16 protein-coding genes are annotated in these 18,719 nt (G+C 70.7%); 5 read left to right on the top strand and 11 right to left on the bottom strand.

Going from position 1 to position 18,719, the window contains the following annotated elements; genetic code table 11:
- Positions 1-51: 51 nt before the first annotated feature.
- From ACZ58V_RS03405 to ACZ58V_RS03380, 6 genes are all read right to left on the bottom strand, one after another.
- The gene (locus tag ACZ58V_RS03405; protein WP_468187657.1) at positions 52-2,196 is read right to left on the bottom strand and encodes a SpoIIE family protein phosphatase; all 2,145 of its coding nucleotides are present in this window, start codon (positions 2,194-2,196) and stop codon (positions 52-54) included.
- A 322-nt stretch (positions 2,197-2,518) separates the two neighbouring features.
- Positions 2,519-3,211 carry a cytidylyl-2-hydroxypropylphosphonate hydrolase gene (fomD, locus tag ACZ58V_RS03400; protein WP_468187659.1) on the bottom strand — a complete coding sequence of 231 codons (693 nt, stop codon included), beginning with the start codon at positions 3,209-3,211 and terminating at the stop codon, positions 2,519-2,521.
- Positions 3,212-3,294: 83 nt separating this feature from the next.
- On the bottom strand, positions 3,295-4,692 hold the full coding sequence (locus ACZ58V_RS03395; RefSeq protein WP_468187661.1) for a class II fumarate hydratase: 1,398 nt from the start codon (positions 4,690-4,692) through the stop codon (positions 3,295-3,297).
- A gap of 69 nt (positions 4,693-4,761) precedes the next feature.
- Positions 4,762-7,947 carry an NACHT domain-containing protein gene (locus ACZ58V_RS03390; RefSeq protein ID WP_471288086.1) on the bottom strand — a complete coding sequence of 1,062 codons (3,186 nt, stop codon included), beginning with the start codon at positions 7,945-7,947 and terminating at the stop codon, positions 4,762-4,764.
- Positions 7,910-8,293 (bottom strand): hypothetical protein, encoded by a 384-nt coding sequence (locus ACZ58V_RS03385; protein WP_423570171.1) that lies wholly within the window; start codon positions 8,291-8,293, stop codon positions 7,910-7,912. The genes ACZ58V_RS03390 and ACZ58V_RS03385 overlap by 38 nt, the downstream gene beginning before the upstream one ends.
- 239 nt (positions 8,294-8,532) lie before the next feature.
- Positions 8,533-10,200, bottom strand: a complete 1,668-nt coding sequence (locus tag ACZ58V_RS03380) for a fumarate hydratase (RefSeq protein WP_471288084.1) — start codon at positions 10,198-10,200, stop codon at positions 8,533-8,535.
- A gap of 213 nt (positions 10,201-10,413) precedes the next feature.
- On the opposite strand from ACZ58V_RS03380, the gene ACZ58V_RS03375 reads away from it, so the two are divergent.
- On the top strand, positions 10,414-11,094 hold the full coding sequence (locus ACZ58V_RS03375) for a DUF1707 SHOCT-like domain-containing protein (protein WP_471288081.1): 681 nt from the start codon (positions 10,414-10,416) through the stop codon (positions 11,092-11,094).
- 174 nt (positions 11,095-11,268) lie between these two features.
- A complete protein-coding gene (locus ACZ58V_RS03370) occupies positions 11,269-11,646 on the top strand; it encodes a WhiB family transcriptional regulator (protein WP_184590908.1) in 378 nt (125 codons plus the stop codon).
- Positions 11,647-11,732: 86 nt separating this feature from the next.
- Here the strand turns inward: ACZ58V_RS03370 and glpX are convergent, their stop codons facing one another.
- Positions 11,733-12,767 (bottom strand): class II fructose-bisphosphatase, encoded by a 1,035-nt coding sequence (glpX, locus tag ACZ58V_RS03365; protein ID WP_382831521.1) that lies wholly within the window; start codon positions 12,765-12,767, stop codon positions 11,733-11,735.
- Between the two features lie 127 nt (positions 12,768-12,894).
- On the opposite strand from glpX, the gene ACZ58V_RS03360 reads away from it, so the two are divergent.
- Positions 12,895-13,419, top strand: coding sequence for a DUF4245 domain-containing protein (locus ACZ58V_RS03360; protein ID WP_468187671.1), 525 nt, complete (start codon positions 12,895-12,897; stop codon positions 13,417-13,419).
- 72 nt (positions 13,420-13,491) lie between these two features.
- Here ACZ58V_RS03360 and ACZ58V_RS03355 read toward each other — a convergent pair whose 3' ends face one another.
- The 3 genes from ACZ58V_RS03355 to xseA all read right to left on the bottom strand — a co-directional run bounded on the left by ACZ58V_RS03355 (position 13,492) and on the right by xseA (position 15,680).
- Complete coding sequence (locus tag ACZ58V_RS03355; RefSeq protein ID WP_193481165.1) at positions 13,492-14,082, bottom strand: malonic semialdehyde reductase; 591 nt, start codon at positions 14,080-14,082, stop codon at positions 13,492-13,494.
- A gap of 134 nt (positions 14,083-14,216) precedes the next feature.
- A complete protein-coding gene (locus ACZ58V_RS03350; protein WP_468187673.1) occupies positions 14,217-14,462 on the bottom strand; it encodes an exodeoxyribonuclease VII small subunit in 246 nt (81 codons plus the stop codon).
- Between the two features lie 9 nt (positions 14,463-14,471).
- Entirely contained in the window at positions 14,472-15,680 is a 1,209-nt protein-coding gene (xseA, locus tag ACZ58V_RS03345) for an exodeoxyribonuclease VII large subunit (RefSeq protein WP_468187675.1), read from the bottom strand.
- Between the two features lie 509 nt (positions 15,681-16,189).
- On the opposite strand from xseA, the gene ACZ58V_RS03340 reads away from it, so the two are divergent.
- Both ACZ58V_RS03340 and ppgK read left to right on the top strand, forming a co-directional pair.
- Positions 16,190-17,227, top strand: coding sequence for a 4-hydroxy-3-methylbut-2-enyl diphosphate reductase (locus tag ACZ58V_RS03340; RefSeq protein ID WP_468187677.1), 1,038 nt, complete (start codon positions 16,190-16,192; stop codon positions 17,225-17,227).
- A 91-nt stretch (positions 17,228-17,318) separates the two neighbouring features.
- On the top strand, positions 17,319-18,065 hold the full coding sequence (gene ppgK / locus ACZ58V_RS03335; RefSeq protein WP_471288079.1) for a polyphosphate--glucose phosphotransferase: 747 nt from the start codon (positions 17,319-17,321) through the stop codon (positions 18,063-18,065).
- 58 nt (positions 18,066-18,123) lie between these two features.
- Here the strand turns inward: ppgK and ACZ58V_RS03330 are convergent, their stop codons facing one another.
- On the bottom strand, positions 18,124-18,693 hold the full coding sequence (locus ACZ58V_RS03330) for a DUF6542 domain-containing protein (RefSeq protein ID WP_468187681.1): 570 nt from the start codon (positions 18,691-18,693) through the stop codon (positions 18,124-18,126).
- Positions 18,694-18,719 lie beyond the last annotated feature (26 nt).

Raw genomic sequence — 18,719 nt, 5'->3', positions numbered from 1 at the left:
CGCAGGGGCGCCCGGCATCATGCCGGGCGCCCCTGCGCCGTATTCCGTGCCTCAGGTGCGGTTGAGCTCGAACCAGACGACCTTGCCCGTGCTGAGCCGGGTCGCGCCCCAGCGCCGGGCCAGCCGGTTCACCAGGTACAGACCGCGTCCGCCCTCGTCGGTGGCGCGGGCCTGTCGCAGGCGGGGCAACTGCGGGACGTCGTCCCCCACTTCGCAGCGCAGGACATCCGTCCGCAGCAGGCGCACGGTGACCGGCCGGGTCGCGTACCGCACGGCGTTGGTGACGACCTCGCTGACCAGCAGCTCGACGGAGTCGCTGAGTTCCTCCAGGCCCCAGCGCTGCAGCGCGCGCCGGGCCAGCCGGCGGGCCCGGCCGGGGGCGGCGTCCTCCGGCTCCAGGAACCAGTACGCCACGTCGCTGGGCGCGATCCCGTCGAAGCGGGCGGCGAGCAGCGCGATGTCGTCGTCCCGGTCGCCCGGGCCGAGCATGTCGAGCACCTCGTCGCAGAGCGCCTCCAGGGGCGGCGGATGGTCGGGACCGGTGAGCTGCGCGGTCGCGGCGAGCTTCTCGCGCAGCTGCTCGATGCCGGTCCACACATCCCGCAGGCGTGACTCCACCAGGCCGTCGGTGTACAGCAGCAGGGTCGCGCCGGCGGGCGCGTCCAGCTCCACCGCCTCGAAGTCGACGCCGCCGACCCCGATGGGGGCACCGGCCGGCACGCGCAGCACCTCGGCGCGGCCGCCCAGGTGGAGCAGGACGGGCGGCGGGTGACCGGCGTTGGCGATGGTGATGCGGTGCGATACCGGGTCGTAGACGGCGTACAGGCAGGTCGCCATGCGGTCCACGCCGAGGCGCTGGGCCTGTTCGTCGAGGTGGTGCAGCACCTCCTGCGGCGGCAGGTCGAGGCCCGCGAGGGTCTGGGCGGTGGTGCGCAGCTGGCCCATGATGGCGGCCGAGGTCATGGAATGGCCCATGACGTCACCGACGACCAGGGCGACCCGGCTGCCGGGCAGCGGGATCGCGTCGTACCAGTCGCCGCCGACGCGTGCGGTCTCCGCCGCCGGCAGGTAGCGGGAGGCGAGCCGCACACCGGTGGGGCGGGGCAGCGTCTCGGGCAGCATGGTGCGCTGGAGCTCGTCCGCGATGTACGCCTCGCGTCCGTACAGCACGGCCTTGTCGATGCCCAGCGCGCTGTGCGTGGCCAGCTGGGCGGCCACCAGCAGGTCGTCCGGCTCGAAGGCGACGCGTTCCGGGCGGCGCAGGAACAGGGCGGCGCCGATGACCCGGCGCCGGCCGCGCAGCGGGGCGAGGATCGCCCGCTGTCCGTCCGGTACGGCGAATTCGCCGCCCTCGCCGAGCAGCTCGGGCAGCGCGGCACGGGCCGCGGGAGCGTCGGTGAAAACCGGGCGCACGCCCCGCAGAACCTCGGCGAGCGCGCTGCCGGGCCGCACCTCGCACAGCTCGGCGCCGACCGTGTCCAGTTCGTCGGGTTCGGGCTGCGCGGCCGGCTGGAAGCCGTTCTCGGTGTCGCGCTCCGCCGGTATCCGGTCGGTGCGGCGCAGCCGCAGCACCAGCGGGCCGGTGGGCCGCTCGTCGCCGACGGGCAGCGGGTCGCGCAGATAGACCAGGATCGCGTCGGAGAAGGTGGGCACGGTGGCCCGGCACAGCCCCATCACGATCTCGTCGAGATCGATGCCGCGGGCGATCCGCCGGGTCGCGGCGCCGACGAACCGGAGCCGGTCGCCGTCCCGCCGCATCGGCGTGGGCTTGCCCGGCGGCAGGCTCTGGCCGCTGCGGCGCTCGGGCCCCTCGGGATTCGGCGCCGGCCGGTCCTGCTCGTCGGCCGGCTGGACCGGAATGCCCTCGGGGGAGGGGCGCGGCCGCGGGGTCTCGCGCTCGGCGGTCTGCTCGGCACCCGGCTGGGAGTGCTCGGAGGCGGGGTCGCTCACGGTGTCCTTGCCCTTGCCGAACGGCGTGGAGGTGCCCGGCTCCGAGGTGCCCGGCGTGGTGTGCGCCGTCGTGACCGGAACGGTGACGTCGCCGCCTGAGCGGCCCTGTACCGGTAAGGCGCCCGAGCCGGGCGTGCGCGCCGGTGTCGAGGTATGCGCGAGCGCCCCGCGGGGATCTGCGGGGTCGATGCCCGTCTGCGGGCGTTCGAAGGAGGTCGGCTGCTCCGTCACGCGTGTCGAATCCATCCGTCCGGGGCTGCACGCCAGAGGTGCAGGTGGTCCCGCCGAAACTCCGATACCCGGAATACGTGCCCCAGGAACGGAATTCCCGCGTGGTCAGAGGTTGTTTCTGTGCCACCGGCCGACCGTCTGCGACCCCCAGGGGCCTTCTGGCGGCCCCTGGGGCCCGTGGAGCAGGCCCTGCCGGTGTTGCCCTCGTACCCCTCGCTCACGTCCTGCCGCCCCTCGGTGACGATCGGTCAAGCCCAGCGCGTGCTCAGGTAGTTGCCGCCGCGCGCCCTTGCGGAGGACGATCCTACGTTTCTTGCCCGGGGGCGCATCAAGAGTCTCATGAGGACACATGCGCGGGCGTACGATCCCAGTCCTCAGGAAGTGACGGTACCGCCCAGGACGGGTCCGGGCGCCAGTGCTGCCAGCCTTCCGAGAACGGCGGCCCCCACGCGCGGATCACCTCCACCGCGGTCTGCCCAGCCGTTCGTACCCTTTCCGCCTGTTGGTCGTCCATCAACCCGTCCCGCCGGGCCTGGGCGAACTCGTCCTCGTCCCGCCAGTGCCAACTGCGGTCCGGATGGACGGAAATGTCCAGGAAGTGGTCCACGGAGTCGACGCCGCCCTCCCAACGGGCCAGCGGCTCCTCCAGGTTCACGTACCAGTTCTTGAACTGCCAGCCCGGATCCCAGAACAGCCACACCGACCAGGGCTCGCCGGGCCGCGCCAGCTTCAGGACACCCGTACCGAACCACCGGTCGCGCTGCACGGCACGCGGCTTGGTGTAGCGCGACTCCAGCGGCTCCAGGTGCACGGGGGTGCCGTCGGCGAGCACGGGCTTCACACACTCGGTCCCGGGCGCCAGCCACACGGCGAGCAGCTCCGCGTCGTCCCGTACGACCGTGACGGGACGCGCGATGTGCAGATGCGCGCCGCCGTTCTCCCGGTACCGCCACAGGATCCGGCTCCCGGGCGCCCAGAAGCCTGCCGCACCACCCGTTTCCACGCGTCTCACCGCTCCACCCTCTGCCATGCACAGATATTAGGTGCCATAGGCATACGACGCTGCGGCGCGTGTCACGGTTCACGCGCCGGGCGTACTCGCTCCTCGAATCGTCACGGGTGCGTCATCCGCAGGACATCCAGCGCCTCGTCGAGCTGTTCCCGGGTGAGGTCGCCGCGCTCCACGTACCCGCCGTCCAGGACGACCTGACGGATGGTCTTCCGCTCGGCCAGCGCCTTCTTGGCGACCTTCGCGGCCTCCTCGTACCCGATGTACTTGTTGAGCGGTGTGACGACGGAGGGGGAGGACTCGGCGTACTCCCGCGCCCGCTCGCGGTCGGCGGTGACGCCGTCGACCGTCCGGTCGGCGAGCAGCCGCGAGACGTTGGTGAGCAGCCGGATCGACTCCAGCACGTTCTTCGCGATGACCGGCAGCATGACGTTGAGCTCGAAGTTGCCGGCGGCACCCGCCGTGGCCACGGTCGCGTCGTTCCCGACGACCTGGGCCGCCACCATCAGCACGGCCTCCGGAATGACCGGATTCACCTTGCCCGGCATGATCGAGGAGCCGGGCTGGAGGTCGGGCAGGGCGATCTCGGCGAGGCCGGTGCGCGGTCCTGAGGACATCCACCGCAGATCGTTGGCGATCTTCGTCAGCCCGACCGCGATGGTCCGCAGCTGCCCGCTGGTCTCGACGATGCCGTCCCGGGCGCCCTGTGCCTCGAAGTGGTCACGGGCCTCGGTCAGGGGCAGCCCGGTCGTCCGGGCGACCTCCTCGATCACGGCGGCGGAGAAACCGGGCGGGGTGTTGATGCCGGTACCGACGGCCGTGCCGCCGAGGGGCAGTTCGGCGAGCCGGGGGAGGGAGGCCTCGAGCCGCTCGATGCCGTACCGCACCTGGGCGGCGTACCCGCCGAACTCCTGCCCCAGCGTCACGGGCGTCGCGTCCATCAGATGGGTCCGCCCCGACTTCACGACGTCGGCGAACTCCTCGGCCTTGCGCCCGAGGGCGGCCGAAAGGTGCTCCAGGGCCGGGACGAGATCGCGGATGACGGCGGCGGTGGCGGCGATATGGATCGACGAGGGGAAGACGTCGTTCGACGACTGAGAGGCGTTGACGTGATCATTGGGATGCACGCTCCTGCCCAGCCGCTCGCTCGCCAGGGTCGCGATGACCTCGTTGGTGTTCATGTTGGACGAGGTCCCGGACCCGGTCTGGAACACATCGACCGGGAAGTGCTCGTCCCACTTCCCCTCGGCCACCTCGGCGGCGGCCGACCGGATCGCCTCGGCGATCTCCTTGTCCAGGACCCCCAGCTCGGCGTTGACCTTGGCCGCCGCCCCCTTGATCCGCGCCAGCGCCTCGATGTGCGCCCGTTCGATGCGCTGCCCGGAGACGGGGAAGTTCTCCACCGCCCGCTGGGTCTGGGCCCGCCACTTGGCGTGGGCGGGGACGCGCACCTCGCCCATGGAGTCGTGCTCGATCCGGTACTTCTGTTCCTCGTCGGCCACAGCCGATCACCTCCACCTCGGACAGCACACTCGGCCCGCGTACTGTTCCCGAAGCTCGTACCCGTCCGCCTACCGCGCGCGTAACTGTTCGTCCAGGCGGCCCAACTCGTCGATCAGCCCGCCATGCCCGCGCCAGGCCCCCAGCGCCCGCAGGGCGTCCTCCCGCAGCAGGTCCGGCACGCCGGCGTCGCTCCCCTCCGGGGCCGGACGGCCCTGAAGGCGGGCGATGCAGATGCGGACGGTCTGCCGCTCCACCGTGCCCAGATCCAGACCGGGCGTGCCACGGATCAGCCGTACGTACTCGGCCGCCTCGTAGCCGTCGCGGAGCGAGAACATGTTGTCGAAGAAGGCGAGGCTGCCCCGGGAGCCCCGGCGCGCGGCATCCCGGACGCGGCGCGTGGACCGTATCGCCCGCACCACATTCACCACCACGACCAGGGGGAAGTAGGCCGTGATCAGGCCGACCAGTGCCCAGGCGACCAGGCGTCCGGTGCGGCCCCCCAGGTGGTACAGCAGCAGGTAGCCGCCCCACAACGGTGAGGTGATGACGACGAGCTTGGCCAGATGCCAGGTACTGCCCACCACGAACGCGATCCAGTGCCACACGGACAGGCCGTGCACCGGATGTCCCTCGAGGCGCATCGCGTCGGGTACGGCCAGGACCAGCCTCGGCGTACGCAGCGCCCGTGCGCTCCGGCCACAGCGCACGGCGTACAGCACGCTGGGCCCCCACAGCAGTGCGTACACGCTCAGCGAGGCGTACACCGTGGCCTGGATCAGCCCCCTGAGCGGTTCCCCGCGCAGCATGTCGGCGATTCCGAAGCCGAACTGCAGCGCCGCCTGCAGCCCGGCGAGCAGGACCAGCGTCCGCAGCAGCACGACGGTGTCCAGGGCGTCCATCTGCCAGCCCACCGTGCGCTTGAGGACCCGTTCCAGGAAGACGCGGGCGCGGCTCTTTCCCGTGCCGTAGGACAGGGGCTGGGTGGACTGGAACCACCAGAAGAAGAAGAACGGGACGGCGTTCCACCACAGCAGTTGGTCCCGTACGACCCACCAGGTGCCGTTCGGGTAGATGAACACACCGACCAGGGCATGCAGGACGCACACGAGCGCGACACCGGCGGGGGCCCTGCTCACGACCCTGCGGACCTTGACGAGGTCGTCGTCGGTCTGCAGCCGACGCAGGTCGACGTCGACGGCGTGGGACTCCGCCGCCAGCGACCGCTCGCTCAGCATGGTGATCAGCAGGCGTCGGATCGACAGCCGGATGCCGTCGGTGAGCGCGGGCAGGGTGACGCAGTCGCGCAGCGCGGTCGTACGGATCCAGTAGCTCCCGCCCGCGAACGCCCGGTCGATGTACTGCTCCCGCGCCTCCTCGGGCAGCAGCGGCAGGCAGTCGATCGCGAACTTGCGGTCACTGATGCTGCCGTGGCACCACGCCGCGTGCACCAGGGATTCCACCAACGGCTGGATCCGCTCGTGCGGCCACCGCGCGCGGCCCTGGTACGCGGTGGTCAGCAGCTCCAGGCAGTGCACACCGGCCGACGACCACGCGAACGGGGTGTGGGCCGGAGGCGCCTTCGATCTCTCCTCGCCCACCAGGGATCCGTACGACGACCAGCTCAGCTCAGTGACGACGGGCACGTGGGGACGTTCCGCGGCTGCCTGGGCCGTCTGGTACCGGACCAGCTCCCTCTCCAGGATCCCGGCGAGTTCCGCGAGGAGCGGAGCGACGACCTCCGGCAGGCCGTCCTGGAGCACGGTCACGGCCGTCTCGCGCCAGCGGCCGTGGGCGGCGAGGTCCTGGGCCGACAGGGCGGACGGATGCTCGGCGACATAGCGGCTCGCGAAGTACTCCTTGACGAGCCGGTGGCAGAAGAAGACCCGGCGTTCTCCGTACCCCTCACCCGAGGACGCCAGGAGCCTCGACCTGGACAAGGCGCCCGTCAGCGCCTCGGTCAGGGCCCGGTCGCCGCCCGCGTGCTCGGCGAGGGCCTCCCGGTACCTTCCCTCCGTCACCGACAGACCGCGGCCGGTGGACGTCAGCTGAAAGGCGAACCGCTCGAGGAAGCTCTCGGTCAGCCGTAGCTCGGCCACGGAACCGCCGTCGGCGTCGCCCGCCGGGTCGGCCTCCGCCCACGCCGCGCACAGCCGCTCGGTGACATGCTCCTTGAACAGGTCGCCAGGACGATCCGGCAGGGTTCTCCTGGTCCGTACGTAGGCGGCGAGCAGCTTGACGTTCAGCGGATTCTGCAGCTCCGTCACGAAGCCGTGCCGGGGGTCGGTCAGCAGGGGCTGGACGAGTGCGATGCCCTGCCGGTCGAGACCCAGCCGGCGCAGGAACGTCTCCTGCAGGAGCGGTGACAGGCCGAGGATCTTCAGCCTGGTCCAGCCGGCCGCCGAGGGGCCCTTGTACTCCCGGGAAGCGAGCACACAGCGGCCGCCTCCGCCGACGAGTTCGATGACCGTCTGCACGTAGGGGTTGACCGCCTCCTTAATGGTCGCGCTGCCGAGGACCGACGGGATCTCGTCGAAGGAGTCCAGCAGCAGGATCACCCGGCGCTCGCGGAGGTCCTCGGCGAAGTGGTGGGCGAAGTACGCCGTGACCTCGGGGCTGCCCTTGGGGCCGGTCTGCTGCTCGATGTACCGGCGCAGCACCGTCACGTTGATCTCGTTGGGCCTTGCCCGCAGCTCGCGCAGGTTGACGTAGATCGGCAGCGGCGCGTCCGGGGTCTTCCCGGCGGCGATCTGTTCCAGTGCGAGCCGGGCCTGCTGGCGCAGTGCCACGCTCTTGCCCGCTCCCGGCGCGCCTTGGAGCAGGACCAGATCCGACTGCGGACGGGCCAGGACCTCGGTGAGGGGCCGGGTGGCCTGCCGGCCGTACCGGCGCCGGAGCCCCCGACGGCCGGTGTTCTGGTACTGGTCCACGTCCTCGACGATGACGGACAGGTCGATCAGCCTGTGGTCGAGCCAGTGGATCTCGTCCATCGTCGACGTCAGCTTGCGCAGCAGGAGCGTGGCCAGATTCCTGCGGAACGCGCGGTCGTTCGCCGGCGCGGGCGGCACCGGCGGAGCCGCGAGGTCGGCGGCGGACCGGAGTGGTGCCCCGTCGACGTTGATCAGGTTGTTGATGACGTTCTTGACATTCCAGCCCGCCTGGTCGAACCCCGGCTCCGGCTGTCTCGCAGGTGAGCCCCACGTCTCGGCGCGGGGCGGATCAAAAGTGAGTACCGGCCCACTGCGCCAGCTGGTCAAGGGAGTTGCCCGCCTCGGCGACCGCGTTGGCCGATCCGCCCAGCGCCCGCAGCCGGTCGGCGATCCGGGTGAGACGCCCGGCGACGACGTCCCCGTCCTCATCGGCGTCGCCGTCCCCGTCGCCTTCCCCCTCTGCAGCGGGGTCGACCACCTGGGCCAACTCGGCGTCCACCCGCGCGAGTTCCTCGGCCGGGACGCCCTCCAGCTCCCGGATCCTCGACCGGAGCTCACCGAGCACCTCGGCGAACTCCCGCGGCCCGCTGGCTTCCGTCAGATGCAGGTCGCCCGCGATGGTGTAGATCCGGGCATTGCCGTGGAACTGCCACCCAGGCTGATTGATGGTCACCGACATTCCCCCCGATACGTCCCCCGACATGATCTGCCGTCAGAATAGGGTCGACAAACGCCCGTTGTCAGTAAATCGGACAGGACGGCTGTCAGTGGGAAGAATGTTACGGATGGCATCAGGTGCCCAGAGCAACCGAATCGGGGTGCATCCGGGCGGAATCGGCTCCGGCGGAGTCGGCTCCGGGGTGGAGCCGGCGGGCGGCGGAGACGAGGACCGCCTCCACCGCCCGAAGAGCACTACGCCAGCCCAGGGCCCCGTACGGGAATGGACGTGAACGTCGGCGCCGGGGCCGGGTCCTGGAAGAAGTCGTTGCCCTTGTCGTCCACGACGATGAACGCCGGGAAGTCCTCGACCTCGATCTTCCAGACGGCCTCCATGCCGAGCTCCTCGTACTCGACGACCTCGACCTTCTTGATGCAGTCCTGGGCGAGGCGGGCGGCCGGGCCGCCGATGGAGCCGAGGTAGAAGCCGCCGTGGCTGCCGCAGGCGTCCGTGACCTGCTTGCTGCGGTTGCCCTTGGCCAGCATCACCTTGGAGCCGCCCGCCGCCTGGAACTGCTCCACGTAGGAGTCCATACGGCCGGCCGTCGTCGGGCCGAAGGAGCCGGACGCGTACCCCTCCGGCGTCTTCGCGGGACCCGCGTAGTACACCGGGTGGTCCTTCAGGTACTGCGGCATCTCCTCGCCCGCGTCCAGCCGCTCCTTGATCTTGGCGTGCGCGATGTCACGGGCCACGACCAGCGGACCGGTGAGGGACAGGCGGGTCTTCACCGGATACTTGGTGAGCTCGGCCAGGATCTCGTCCATGGGCTGGTTCAGGTCGATCTTGACGACGTCGCTCTCATCGAGATGCTCGTCCGTCGTCTCCGGCAGGAACCGCGCCGGGTCCTTCTCCAGCTGCTCCAGGAAGACGCCCTCGGCCGTGATCTTCGCGACGGCCTGGCGGTCGGCGGAGCAGGACACCGCGATGGCGACCGGGCAGGACGCCCCGTGCCGCGGCAGCCGCACCACACGCACGTCGTGGCAGAAGTACTTGCCGCCGAACTGCGCCCCGATCCCGATCTTCTGCGTCAGCTCGAAGACCTTCTGCTCCAGGTCCTCGTCGCGGAAGCCGTGCCCGAGCTCCGAACCCTCCGACGGGATCTCGTCCAGGTAGTGCGCGGAGGCGTACTTCGCCGTCTTCAGCGCGTACTCGGCGGACGTGCCGCCGACCACGATCGCCAGGTGGTACGGCGGGCAGGCGGCCGTACCGAGCGAGCGGATCTTCTCCTCCAGGAACTTCATCATGGAGGCCTCGTTCAGGACGGCCTTCGTCTCCTGGTACAGGAACGACTTGTTGGCCGAGCCGCCGCCCTTGGCCATGAAGAGGAACTTGTAGGCGCCGCCGTCGGTCGCGTACAGCTCGATCTGCGCCGGGAGGTTGGAGCCGGTGTTCTTCTCGTCCCACATGGTCAGCGGGGCCATCTGCGAGTACCGCAGGTTCAGGTTCTGGTACGCGTCGTAGATGCCGCGCGAGAGGGCCGCCTCGTCGCCACCCTCCGTGAGCACGTTCTGCCCGCGCTTGCCCATGACGATCGCCGTGCCGGTGTCCTGGCACATGGGGAGGACGCCCGCTGCCGCGATGTTCGCGTTCTTCAGCAGGTCCAGCGCGACGAACTTGTCGTTGCCGGACGCCTCGGGGTCGTCGATGATGCGGCGCAGCTGCGTGAGGTGGGCCGGGCGCAGGTAGTGCTGGATGTCGTGGATGGCCTCCTCGGCGAGCTTGCGCAGCGCCTGAGGCTCCACCTTGAGGAAGGTCCGCCCGTCCGGCCCCTCGACCGTGGAGACACCCTCGGAGGTCACCAGCCGGTACGGCGTGGTGTCCTCCCCTTGGGGGAGCAGATCGGTGTACGCGAACTCAGGCATCTCGCCCATTCCTCACTCGACAGACGCGACCCGCCTCCTTTGGCGAGCGTCCACCAGCGTAGAACCTGCCTCTGACGGCGAGCTTGTGAGGTAAGGCTCAGTTCGTCACGGTCGGGGGCGAGGCCAGGGGCGAGGCCGGGGTCGGGGTCAGGCGGCCGCAAAGGACACCGGCGGAGGGTGTCGCGATCTATCGTGTTTCGGTACGCTGCTGCCGTGGACCTTCAGAAGCAGACCGCGCCCGCCGGCTCCGAGTTCCGCGCCTCCGACGCCGAGCGTGACCGTATCGCCGAGATCCTGCACGACGCCCTCGCCGAGGGCCGTCTCACCGCGGACGAGCATGCCGAGCGTGTCGACGGGGTGCTGCGCGCCAAGACGGTCGGCGAGCTGGAGGTGTTCATACGGGACCTGCCCGCCGCCCACCGCCAGGACCGGGCGCCGTCCCCCGCCCCGTACCGCCCGACCGCCGGTGCCATTCCCATGGACCCGGACGACAGCGTGGTCGCGATCTTCAGTGGAGCCGTCCGCAAGGGGCGTTGGCGCGCGGGCCGCCGTATCCACGCGTACGCGATCTTCGGCAGTGTCGAGATAGACCTCAGCGAGGCCCTCTTCGACCACCAGCAGGTCGTGATCAAGTCGTTCGCGGTCTTCGGCAGCGTCGACATCCGTGTCCCGGAGAACGTGTCGCTGCGCGGCATGGGCGGTGGCGTGCTCGGCAGCTTCGAGGTGGACACCCTCGACTCGGACGACCCGGAGGCCCCCGTCGTCTACGTGGACGGCTGGGCCGTCCTGGGCAGCGTCGAGGCGCGGCCCCGGCGCGGCACGTTCGTCGCGGACATCCTGGACCGGGTGCAGCGCAAGGTCGACAAGAGTTTGCGCAAGCACCTGGATCATTGACAGTCGCGAATCCGCCCCGGGGTTGGAGCAAACCGGTGCACCGGTGACGGGGGCCCACGGACCTTGCGAACGGGGCGAATCCAGCGGTTCGGAACTCAGTGCATAGGCGCGCGTACAGCGGGTAGGCCTTGCTGCATCGTCTCTCGCTCGCGAAGCCGTCGTCAGGAGTAGACCGTGCTGCAACCGCCGCATTCGTCCCTGCAGGTAGCTGCCGTTCCGGCCCCGCGGGTGCCAGCGCGAGACAGGGATCAAGACGCCCCGTGGCACACCGAGGCGGTGTGCCGGCGGGATGAAGCGGGCCTGTTCTTCGCACCCTCCAAGGAGCCCACCGCGGCCCGGCTCTCCCGCGAGGAGGCGGCGAAGCGGGTCTGTGCCCGCTGTCCGGTGATGGTCGAATGCCGCGAACACGCCCTGCTCCAGCCCGAACCGTACGGCGTCTGGGGTGGCCTGACCGCCGCGGAACGCCGCGTGGTCCTGGCCCGGCGTCGCCGCCGTGACCTGGAGCTGAAGAAGGCGGCCCGTTCGTCGGACCGCATAGCCGCGGCAGGCTGAGCGACAGCGGAAGAGGGCGCCCCCACCGCACCGGGGGCGCCCTCTTCTTCAGCGTTTCCTCGACCCTCGACTTTCGGGACGTGGGGCTACTTCCCCTTGTCGAAGTCGATCGCGCTGTACGCCCGCAGCTTGCTCAGCCGGTGCTCGGAATCGATTCTGCGGACCGTGCCCGACCGTGACCGCATCACGATCGAGTCGGTCGTGGCGGTCTCGGCACGGTAGCGAACCCCCCGCAGCAGCTCCCCGTCCGTGATCCCCGTCGCCACGAAGAACACGTTCTCGCCGGTGACCAGGTCCTCCGTGGTCAGCACCCGGTCCAGATCGTGCCCGGCGTCGAGCGCCCGCTGCCGCTCCTCGTCGTCCTTGGGCCACAGCTTGCCCTGGATCGTGCCGCCCAGGCACTTCACGGCGCAGGCCGAGATGATGCCCTCCGGCGTACCGCCGATGCCGAGCAGCAGGTCGACGCCCGTGCCCTCGCGCAGCGCCAGGATCGAGCCGGCCACGTCGCCGTCGGAGATCAGCCTGATCCGCGCACCGGCCTCACGGATCTCCTTGATGATGCCCTCGTGCCGCGGCCGGTCCAGGATCACCACCGTCACGTCCTCCGGAGCGGACCGCTTGGCCTTGGCGACCCGGCGGATGTTCACCGCCACCGGCGCGTTGATGTCGACGAAGTCGGCCGCCTCGGGGCCGGTGACGAGCTTGTCCATGTAGAAGACCGCCGACGGGTCGAACATGGAGCCGCGCTCGGCCGCGGCCAGTACCGCGATCGCGTTCGTCATGCCCTTCGCGGTCAGCGTGGTGCCGTCGATCGGGTCCACGGCGATGTCGCACTCGGGCCCGGTCCCGTCCCCGACGCGCTCCCCGTTGAACAGCATGGGGGCCTCGTCCTTCTCCCCCTCGCCGATGACGACGACGCCGTTCATCGAGACGGTGGAGACGAGGGTCCGCATGGCGCGCACCGCGGCGCCGTCGGCGCCGTTCTTGTCACCGCGTCCCACCCAACGGCCCGCGGCCATGGCCGCTGCCTCGGTCACCCGGACCAGTTCCAGGGCGAGGTTGCGGTCGGGGGCCTCGGAGGGCACATCCAGTTCGGACGGCAAGTGATGATGCTCGGTCATCGGAGCGCACCTTTCTGTACGACGACGGCCGGATGAGGGCTTTGTCGCCTGACTCTATCGCCGAGGCGGCAAAATGAGCAGGGGCCCCCACGGATGAGCGCTCCGGAGACCTGCGACGATAGGGGGCGTGGCAGGCACGAACGGCAAGCAGAAGACGGCACGGGACATGATCCTCTCCATGGGTGTCATCGTCCTCGTGGCGGGCTTCGTGTATCTCTTCATCCCGCACGACGACACCCCGCCCGAAACCAAGGTGGTCGACTACCGGGTCGAACTGCTGACGGCACGCCGCGCCGCCCCGTACCCCGTGGCCGCGCCCGAGGGCCTGACCGACTCGTGGAAGGCCACCTCCGTCCGCTATCAGGGCGACGAGTTCGACACCTGGCACCTCGGCTTCCGCGCTCCCGAGGGGGAGTACGTGGCGGTCGAGCAGTCCACTCAGCGGCGCCCCGTCTTCCTCGACGAGGCGACCCAGGGCGCGCGGGAGACCGGGAAGACCGAGAAGATCGCCGGCCGGACGTGGACCCGCTACGAGGGCGGCCGCTACGACGCGCTGGTACTCGAGGGCACCAAGGGCTCGACGACGGTCGTGACGGGCACCGCGTCGTTCGCGCAGCTGTCGAAGATGGCTGAGGCGCTGCAGACCAAGTGAGCCGCCTGCCCGCGTAGGCACGGCGAAGGCCCCCGGCGTGATGCCGGGGGCCTTCCGTTGTCCGGGAGGGGCTCAGACCGTGGTGACGACCTGGTCGAACTCCAGGCGCGGGGAGCGCGGGTACCAGGCGTCGGGGCCCGGACGGCCGATGTTGACGATCATCAGCGGGGTGTGGTCGTCGTCCAGGAACTCCTTGCGCACGCCCTCGAAGTCGAAGCCGGTCATCGGGCCGGCGGCGAGACCGGCGGCGCGGACGCCGACGATGAAGTACGCGGCCTGGAGTGCGGCGTTCAGGCCGGCGGCGTTCTCACGGACCGGGCGCTCGGTGAAGAAGACGTCCTTGATCTGCGGCGCGGCCGGGAACAGGTGCGGCAGCTCCTCGTGGAACTCGTTGTCCGCGGAGAGGATCGCGACCAGCGGGGCGCTCGCCGTCTTGGCGCGGTTGCCCTCGGCCAGGTGCGGCACGAGGCGCTCGCGGGCCTCGGGGGAACGGACCAGGGTGATGCGCAGCGGGGTCTGGTTGAAGGCCGTCGGACCGTACTTGACCAGGTCGTAGATCGCCTGCACCTGCTCATCGGTCACCGGCTCGTCGGTGAAGGCGTTGGCGGTGCGGGCCTCACGGAACAGCAGGTCCTGGGCGGCGGGGTCAAGAACGAGGGACATGGATGCACTTTCTCGCGACGGTCGGTCCGGAAGATCGGCTGACGTCTTCGACCGTACGCCAGTGAAGTTCAACGTTCAACTAACCTGAGGGTGTCGTGTGTCACGCCACACCGACCGGCCCGGTCCCGGTCGGTCTACTCGGTGTCCTCGTCCTCCGCGGTCTCCTCGGCCAGCGCCGCGTCCAGTCGTGCCCGCGCCCCGTCCAGCCAGCGCCGGCAGACCTTGGCCAGCTCCTCGCCGCGCTCCCAGAGCGCGAGGGACTCCTCCAGCGTCGTACCGCCCGCCTCCAGGCGCCGGACGACCTCGATCAGTTCGTCCCGCGCCTGCTCGTACCCGAGCGCCTCGGACGTGCCCGGCGTCTCATCAACCTCGCTGGTCATCCACCCACCCTATGTGTCCACTCGTACGGAGAACTCACCCTCGGAGACCCGGGCGCGCAGCGCCTCGCCGGCCTCCACCTCGCCCGGATCGCGGACGGCGTGCCCGTCCGCCTTCTGCAGCACGGCGTACCCGCGCTTCAGGGTCGCGGCGGGGGAGAGGGCCACCACGCGCGCGTGCGTGTGCGTCAGCTCCGAGTCGGCCCGGTCCAGCTGGTGCCGCAGACAGCGCCGGCCCCGGTCGAGCAGGTTCGCCACGTGGTCGGCGCGCTCGTCGATCATCCGGTGCGGGTCCTCTATCGACGGCCGCGCGAGGGCATGGGCGAGCCCGCGCTCCTCCCGCTCGACCAGCGCCGCCACGCACCGCCGCGCCCGGTCCCGCAGCAGCCGCACGCGCTCGTACTCCTCGCCGACGTCCGGTACGACCTTCTTGGCGGCGTCGGTCGGGGTGGAGGCGCGCAGGTCGGCGACGTGGTCGAGGAGCGGGTTGTCGGGCTCGTGCCCGATCGCGGACACCACGGGCGTACGGCACTGGGAGACCGTCCGGATCAGCTGCTCGTCGGAGAACGGCAGCAGGTCCTCCACACTGCCGCCGCCCCGCGCGACGATGATCACGTCGACGTCCTCGATCGCGTCGAGCTCCTTCACGGCCTGCACGACCTGCGGCACGGCGTGCACGCCCTGCACGGCGACGTTGCGCACCTCGAAGCGGACGGCGGGCCAGCGGTGCCGGGCATTCTCCAGGACGTCACGCTCGGCGGCCGAGGCCCGACCGCAGACCAGTCCCACGAGCTGCGGCAGGAAGGGCAGCGGCTTCTTCCGCTCCGGAGCGAACAGTCCCTCCCGCGCGAGGGCCTTCTTCAGCTGCTCCAGACGCGCGAGCAGCTCACCGACGCCGACGGGCCTTATCTCGGCGGCCCGCAGCGACAGCTGCCCACGCGGGGCGTACCACTCCGGCTTCGCGAGGACGACGACCCGGGCGCCCTCGCTCACCACGTCCGCGACGGCGTCGAACACCTGCCGGTAGCAGGTGACGCCGACGGAGATGTCGTGCGACGGGTCGCGCAGCGTCAGGAACACCACACCGGCGCCCGGCCGCCGCGACAACTGCGTGATCTGCCCCTCGACCCACACCGCCCCGAGCCGGTCGATCCATCCCCCGATGAGCCGCGACACCTCACCGACGGGGAGCGGGGATTCCGCAGACGTGTTCACAGCCATGCCGCGAGGGTAGTGGGCGCCGCTGACAACGAGGCTCAGCAACCGACGCCGCTCAGCCGCTCGGCGAGGTGTTCCTCAGGCTCAGGGCGGGGGCGCCCCGACCCGCCGGCTGCCCTGCGGGGGCAGCAGGGCCAGGCTGAGCGCCAGCCGCACCGCGCCTACGGCTTGCGGGGTCCGGGCGGGCTCCATGACCACGACCCTGCGGATCGCGGGGGGTCCTGTACAGCTGGCTCGGCAGCCCGAGCGCCTCCCACGCCGCCCCCACCGCCCGCGCGGACTCCGACGCCTCCGCGATCACTACGCCGCGTCCCGCCGGCTGCCCCGCACCTTCAGCACCACCGACCCGACGAGCGTGTTCCCCGTCGGCCGCGGGCCCGCCGTCGTCCCGGTCTCCGGCATCGTGTCCCCTCCGTATCCCCCTCCGCCCGCCTCACTCACCTCGCGTCCCGTCAGTCTTCCCGGGGACTCCACACCGACGCGATCTCTGACCCGCCGAACGCGGCCTTACGATGGGACGCATGTCTGCTTCGCCTGGCCGTCGTGTCCTGCTCGCCGCCCCCCGTGGCTACTGCGCGGGTGTGGACCGCGCCGTCATCGCCGTCGAGAAAGCGCTGGAGCAGTACGGGGCTCCGGTCTACGTCCGGCATGAGATCGTCCACAACAAGTACGTCGTGCAGACCCTGGAGAAGAAGGGCGCGATCTTCGTCGAGCAGACGGAGGAAGTGCCCCCGGGGAACATCGTCATGTTCTCCGCCCACGGCGTTGCCCCTGTCGTCCACGAGGAGGCCGAGCGCGGCCGCCTCGCCACCATCGACGCCACCTGCCCCCTCGTCACCAAGGTCCACAAGGAAGCCGTCCGGTTCGCCAACGAGGACTACGACATCCTCCTGATCGGCCACGAGGGCCACGAAGAGGTCATCGGCACCTCAGGCGAGGCCCCCGAGCACATCCAGCTGGTCGACGGGCCGGGCGATGTCGCGAAGGTCGAGGTCCGCGACCCGTCCAAGGTCGTCTGGCTCTCCCAGACCACGCTGTCCGTCGACGAGACCATGGAGACCGTCGACGCGCTGCAGGACAAGTTCCCGCAGCTCATCTCCCCGCCCAGCGACGACATCTGCTACGCCACGCAGAACCGTCAGCTGGCCGTGAAGCAGATGGGTGCCGAGTCGGAGCTGGTGATCGTGGTCGGCTCCCGCAACTCCTCCAACTCCGTGCGGCTCGTGGAGGTCGCCAAGCTCGCGGGTGCGCGCGAGGCGTACCTCGTTGACTTCGCCGACGAGATCGACGAGGCCTGGCTGGAGGGCGTCTCCACGATCGGTGTCACCTCGGGTGCCTCCGTCCCGGAGGTCCTGGTCGAGCAGGTCCTGGAGTGGCTCTCGCAGCGCGGCTTCGAGGACGTCGAACTGGTCAAGGCGGCCGAGGAGTCCATCACGTTCTCCCTGCCCAAGGAGCTTCGCCGCGACCTGCGCGAGGAGGCGGCGGCGCTGGCCGCCGAGCGCGGTGGGGCCGGGGCCGGGACCGCCACCGGTGAAAATTCCGGGGAGTGATCGCGAAGCGGCCGGGGAGTGCTCGGGGAGTCACTGCGTGAGGACCGCCATCCGGCCCGTGACTGTCAGTCCTACGTCGTAACGTAGGGCCATGCAGATCTTCGGTGTGGACATCGGCGGTTCCGGGATCAAGGGCGCCCCGGTGGACCTGGACAAGGGTGACCTGGCGCAGGAGCGCCACAAGGTCCTCACCCCGCACCCGGCCACGCCCGACGGGGTGGCCGACGGCGTCAAGGAGGTCGTCGACCACTTCGGCTGGACGGGCCCGATCGGGGTCACGTTCCCGGGCGTGGTCACCGACGGAGCCGTGATCCGTACGGCGGCCAACGTCGACGACAGCTGGATCGACACCGACGCCCGCGCGCTGCTCGGCGAGCGGCTGGGCGGCCTGCCGGTGACGGTGGTGAACGACGCGGACGCGGCGGGCGTCGCCGAGATGCACTTCGGCGCCGGCCGCGGCCGCCAGGGCACGGTGATCGTGCTCACTCTCGGCACGGGTATCGGCAGCGCGGTCTTCGTCGACGGCGTCCTCGTCCCCAACACCGAGCTGGGCCATCTGGAGCTGGACGGGCACGACGCGGAGAAGCGCGCCTCCAGCAAGGCCCGGGAGGACCACGACATGACGTGGGAGCACTGGGCGGCGCACCGCGTGCGCACGTACCTCGCCCATGTCGAGATGCTGTTCTCGCCGGAGCTGTTCATCATCGGCGGCGGCGTCAGCCGCAAGTCCCACAAGTTCCTGCCCCACATCGAGGGCATCAAGGCGGAGATCGTCCCGGCGCAGCTGCAGAACAACGCGGGGATCGTGGGGGCGGCGATGCGGGCGGCCGGACACTAGGGCCCGGCGGGTGTCACACGGGTAGGCGTCCCATAGGCGGTTGTCCCACCGGCAGGTGTCATACCGGCGGACGGGGCCCGGCCGCTGCCGTCGCCCGCCGCCGGTGCACCAGCCGGATCCGCCGGACGATGACGATGAGCCCGGCGACGAGCGTCCCCCCGTACAGCCACCCGGCCTGTGTGGCGAGCGCCGTCACCAGTCCCATCAGCCTGCCGCCGGTCCCGCCGTCGCCGTCGGCCATCGGCAGCAGCCCCATGGCGAACGCGATCGGCACGACGACGGGCGCGATCATCAGATCCCCCCGGCGCACCCAGACGGCGGTCAGCACACACACCGGCAGGAACAGCACGCCGTACGCCGTCAGCGACGCCCCGAACAGCACGGCACACAGCCCGCCGAGCAGGAACATCACCGCTCCGCAGAACAGTCCGCTGCCCAGCCCGGTCAGCCGGGGATTCGGCAGCCGTCCCGCGGTGGACGCGGATGCCGCCGACGCGGGCCCGGTCCGCCGTACCGTCGCCTCACTCCCCGCTCCTCCCGCGCCTCGTTTCGCCTGGGGTGGCAGTGACGATCCCGGCCGGTCGCGTCGCGGTCCGTACCGGGCAGGTCGCGTCCTGTATTGCTCCACTGCACCAACGTAGGTCGTTTAATGTG

It is taken from the genome of Streptomyces sp. NPDC040589, assembly GCF_055594445.1.
The sequence above is the reverse complement of the archived record's forward strand: the minus strand, read 5'-3'. Positions and strand labels throughout refer to the sequence as shown.

What these genes read in the sequence shown, in the direction of transcription:
- ACZ58V_RS03405 (WP_468187657.1), bottom strand. Translation starts at nt 2,196, where the DNA reads ATGGATTCGACACGCGTGACGGAGCAGCCGACCTCCTTCGAACGCCCG.
- fomD (WP_468187659.1), bottom strand. Translation starts at nt 3,211, where the DNA reads ATGGCAGAGGGTGGAGCGGTGAGACGCGTGGAAACGGGTGGTGCGGCA.
- ACZ58V_RS03380 (WP_471288084.1), bottom strand. Translation starts at nt 10,200, where the DNA reads ATGCCTGAGTTCGCGTACACCGATCTGCTCCCCCAAGGGGAGGACACC.
- glpX (WP_382831521.1), bottom strand. Translation starts at nt 12,767, where the DNA reads ATGACCGAGCATCATCACTTGCCGTCCGAACTGGATGTGCCCTCCGAG.
- ACZ58V_RS03355 (WP_193481165.1), bottom strand. Translation starts at nt 14,082, where the DNA reads ATGTCCCTCGTTCTTGACCCCGCCGCCCAGGACCTGCTGTTCCGTGAG.
- ACZ58V_RS03350 (WP_468187673.1), bottom strand. Translation starts at nt 14,462, where the DNA reads ATGACCAGCGAGGTTGATGAGACGCCGGGCACGTCCGAGGCGCTCGGG.
- xseA (WP_468187675.1), bottom strand. Translation starts at nt 15,680, where the DNA reads ATGGCTGTGAACACGTCTGCGGAATCCCCGCTCCCCGTCGGTGAGGTG.
- ACZ58V_RS03340 (WP_468187677.1), top strand. Translation starts at nt 16,190, where the DNA reads ATGGGACGCATGTCTGCTTCGCCTGGCCGTCGTGTCCTGCTCGCCGCC.
- ppgK (WP_471288079.1), top strand. Translation starts at nt 17,319, where the DNA reads ATGCAGATCTTCGGTGTGGACATCGGCGGTTCCGGGATCAAGGGCGCC.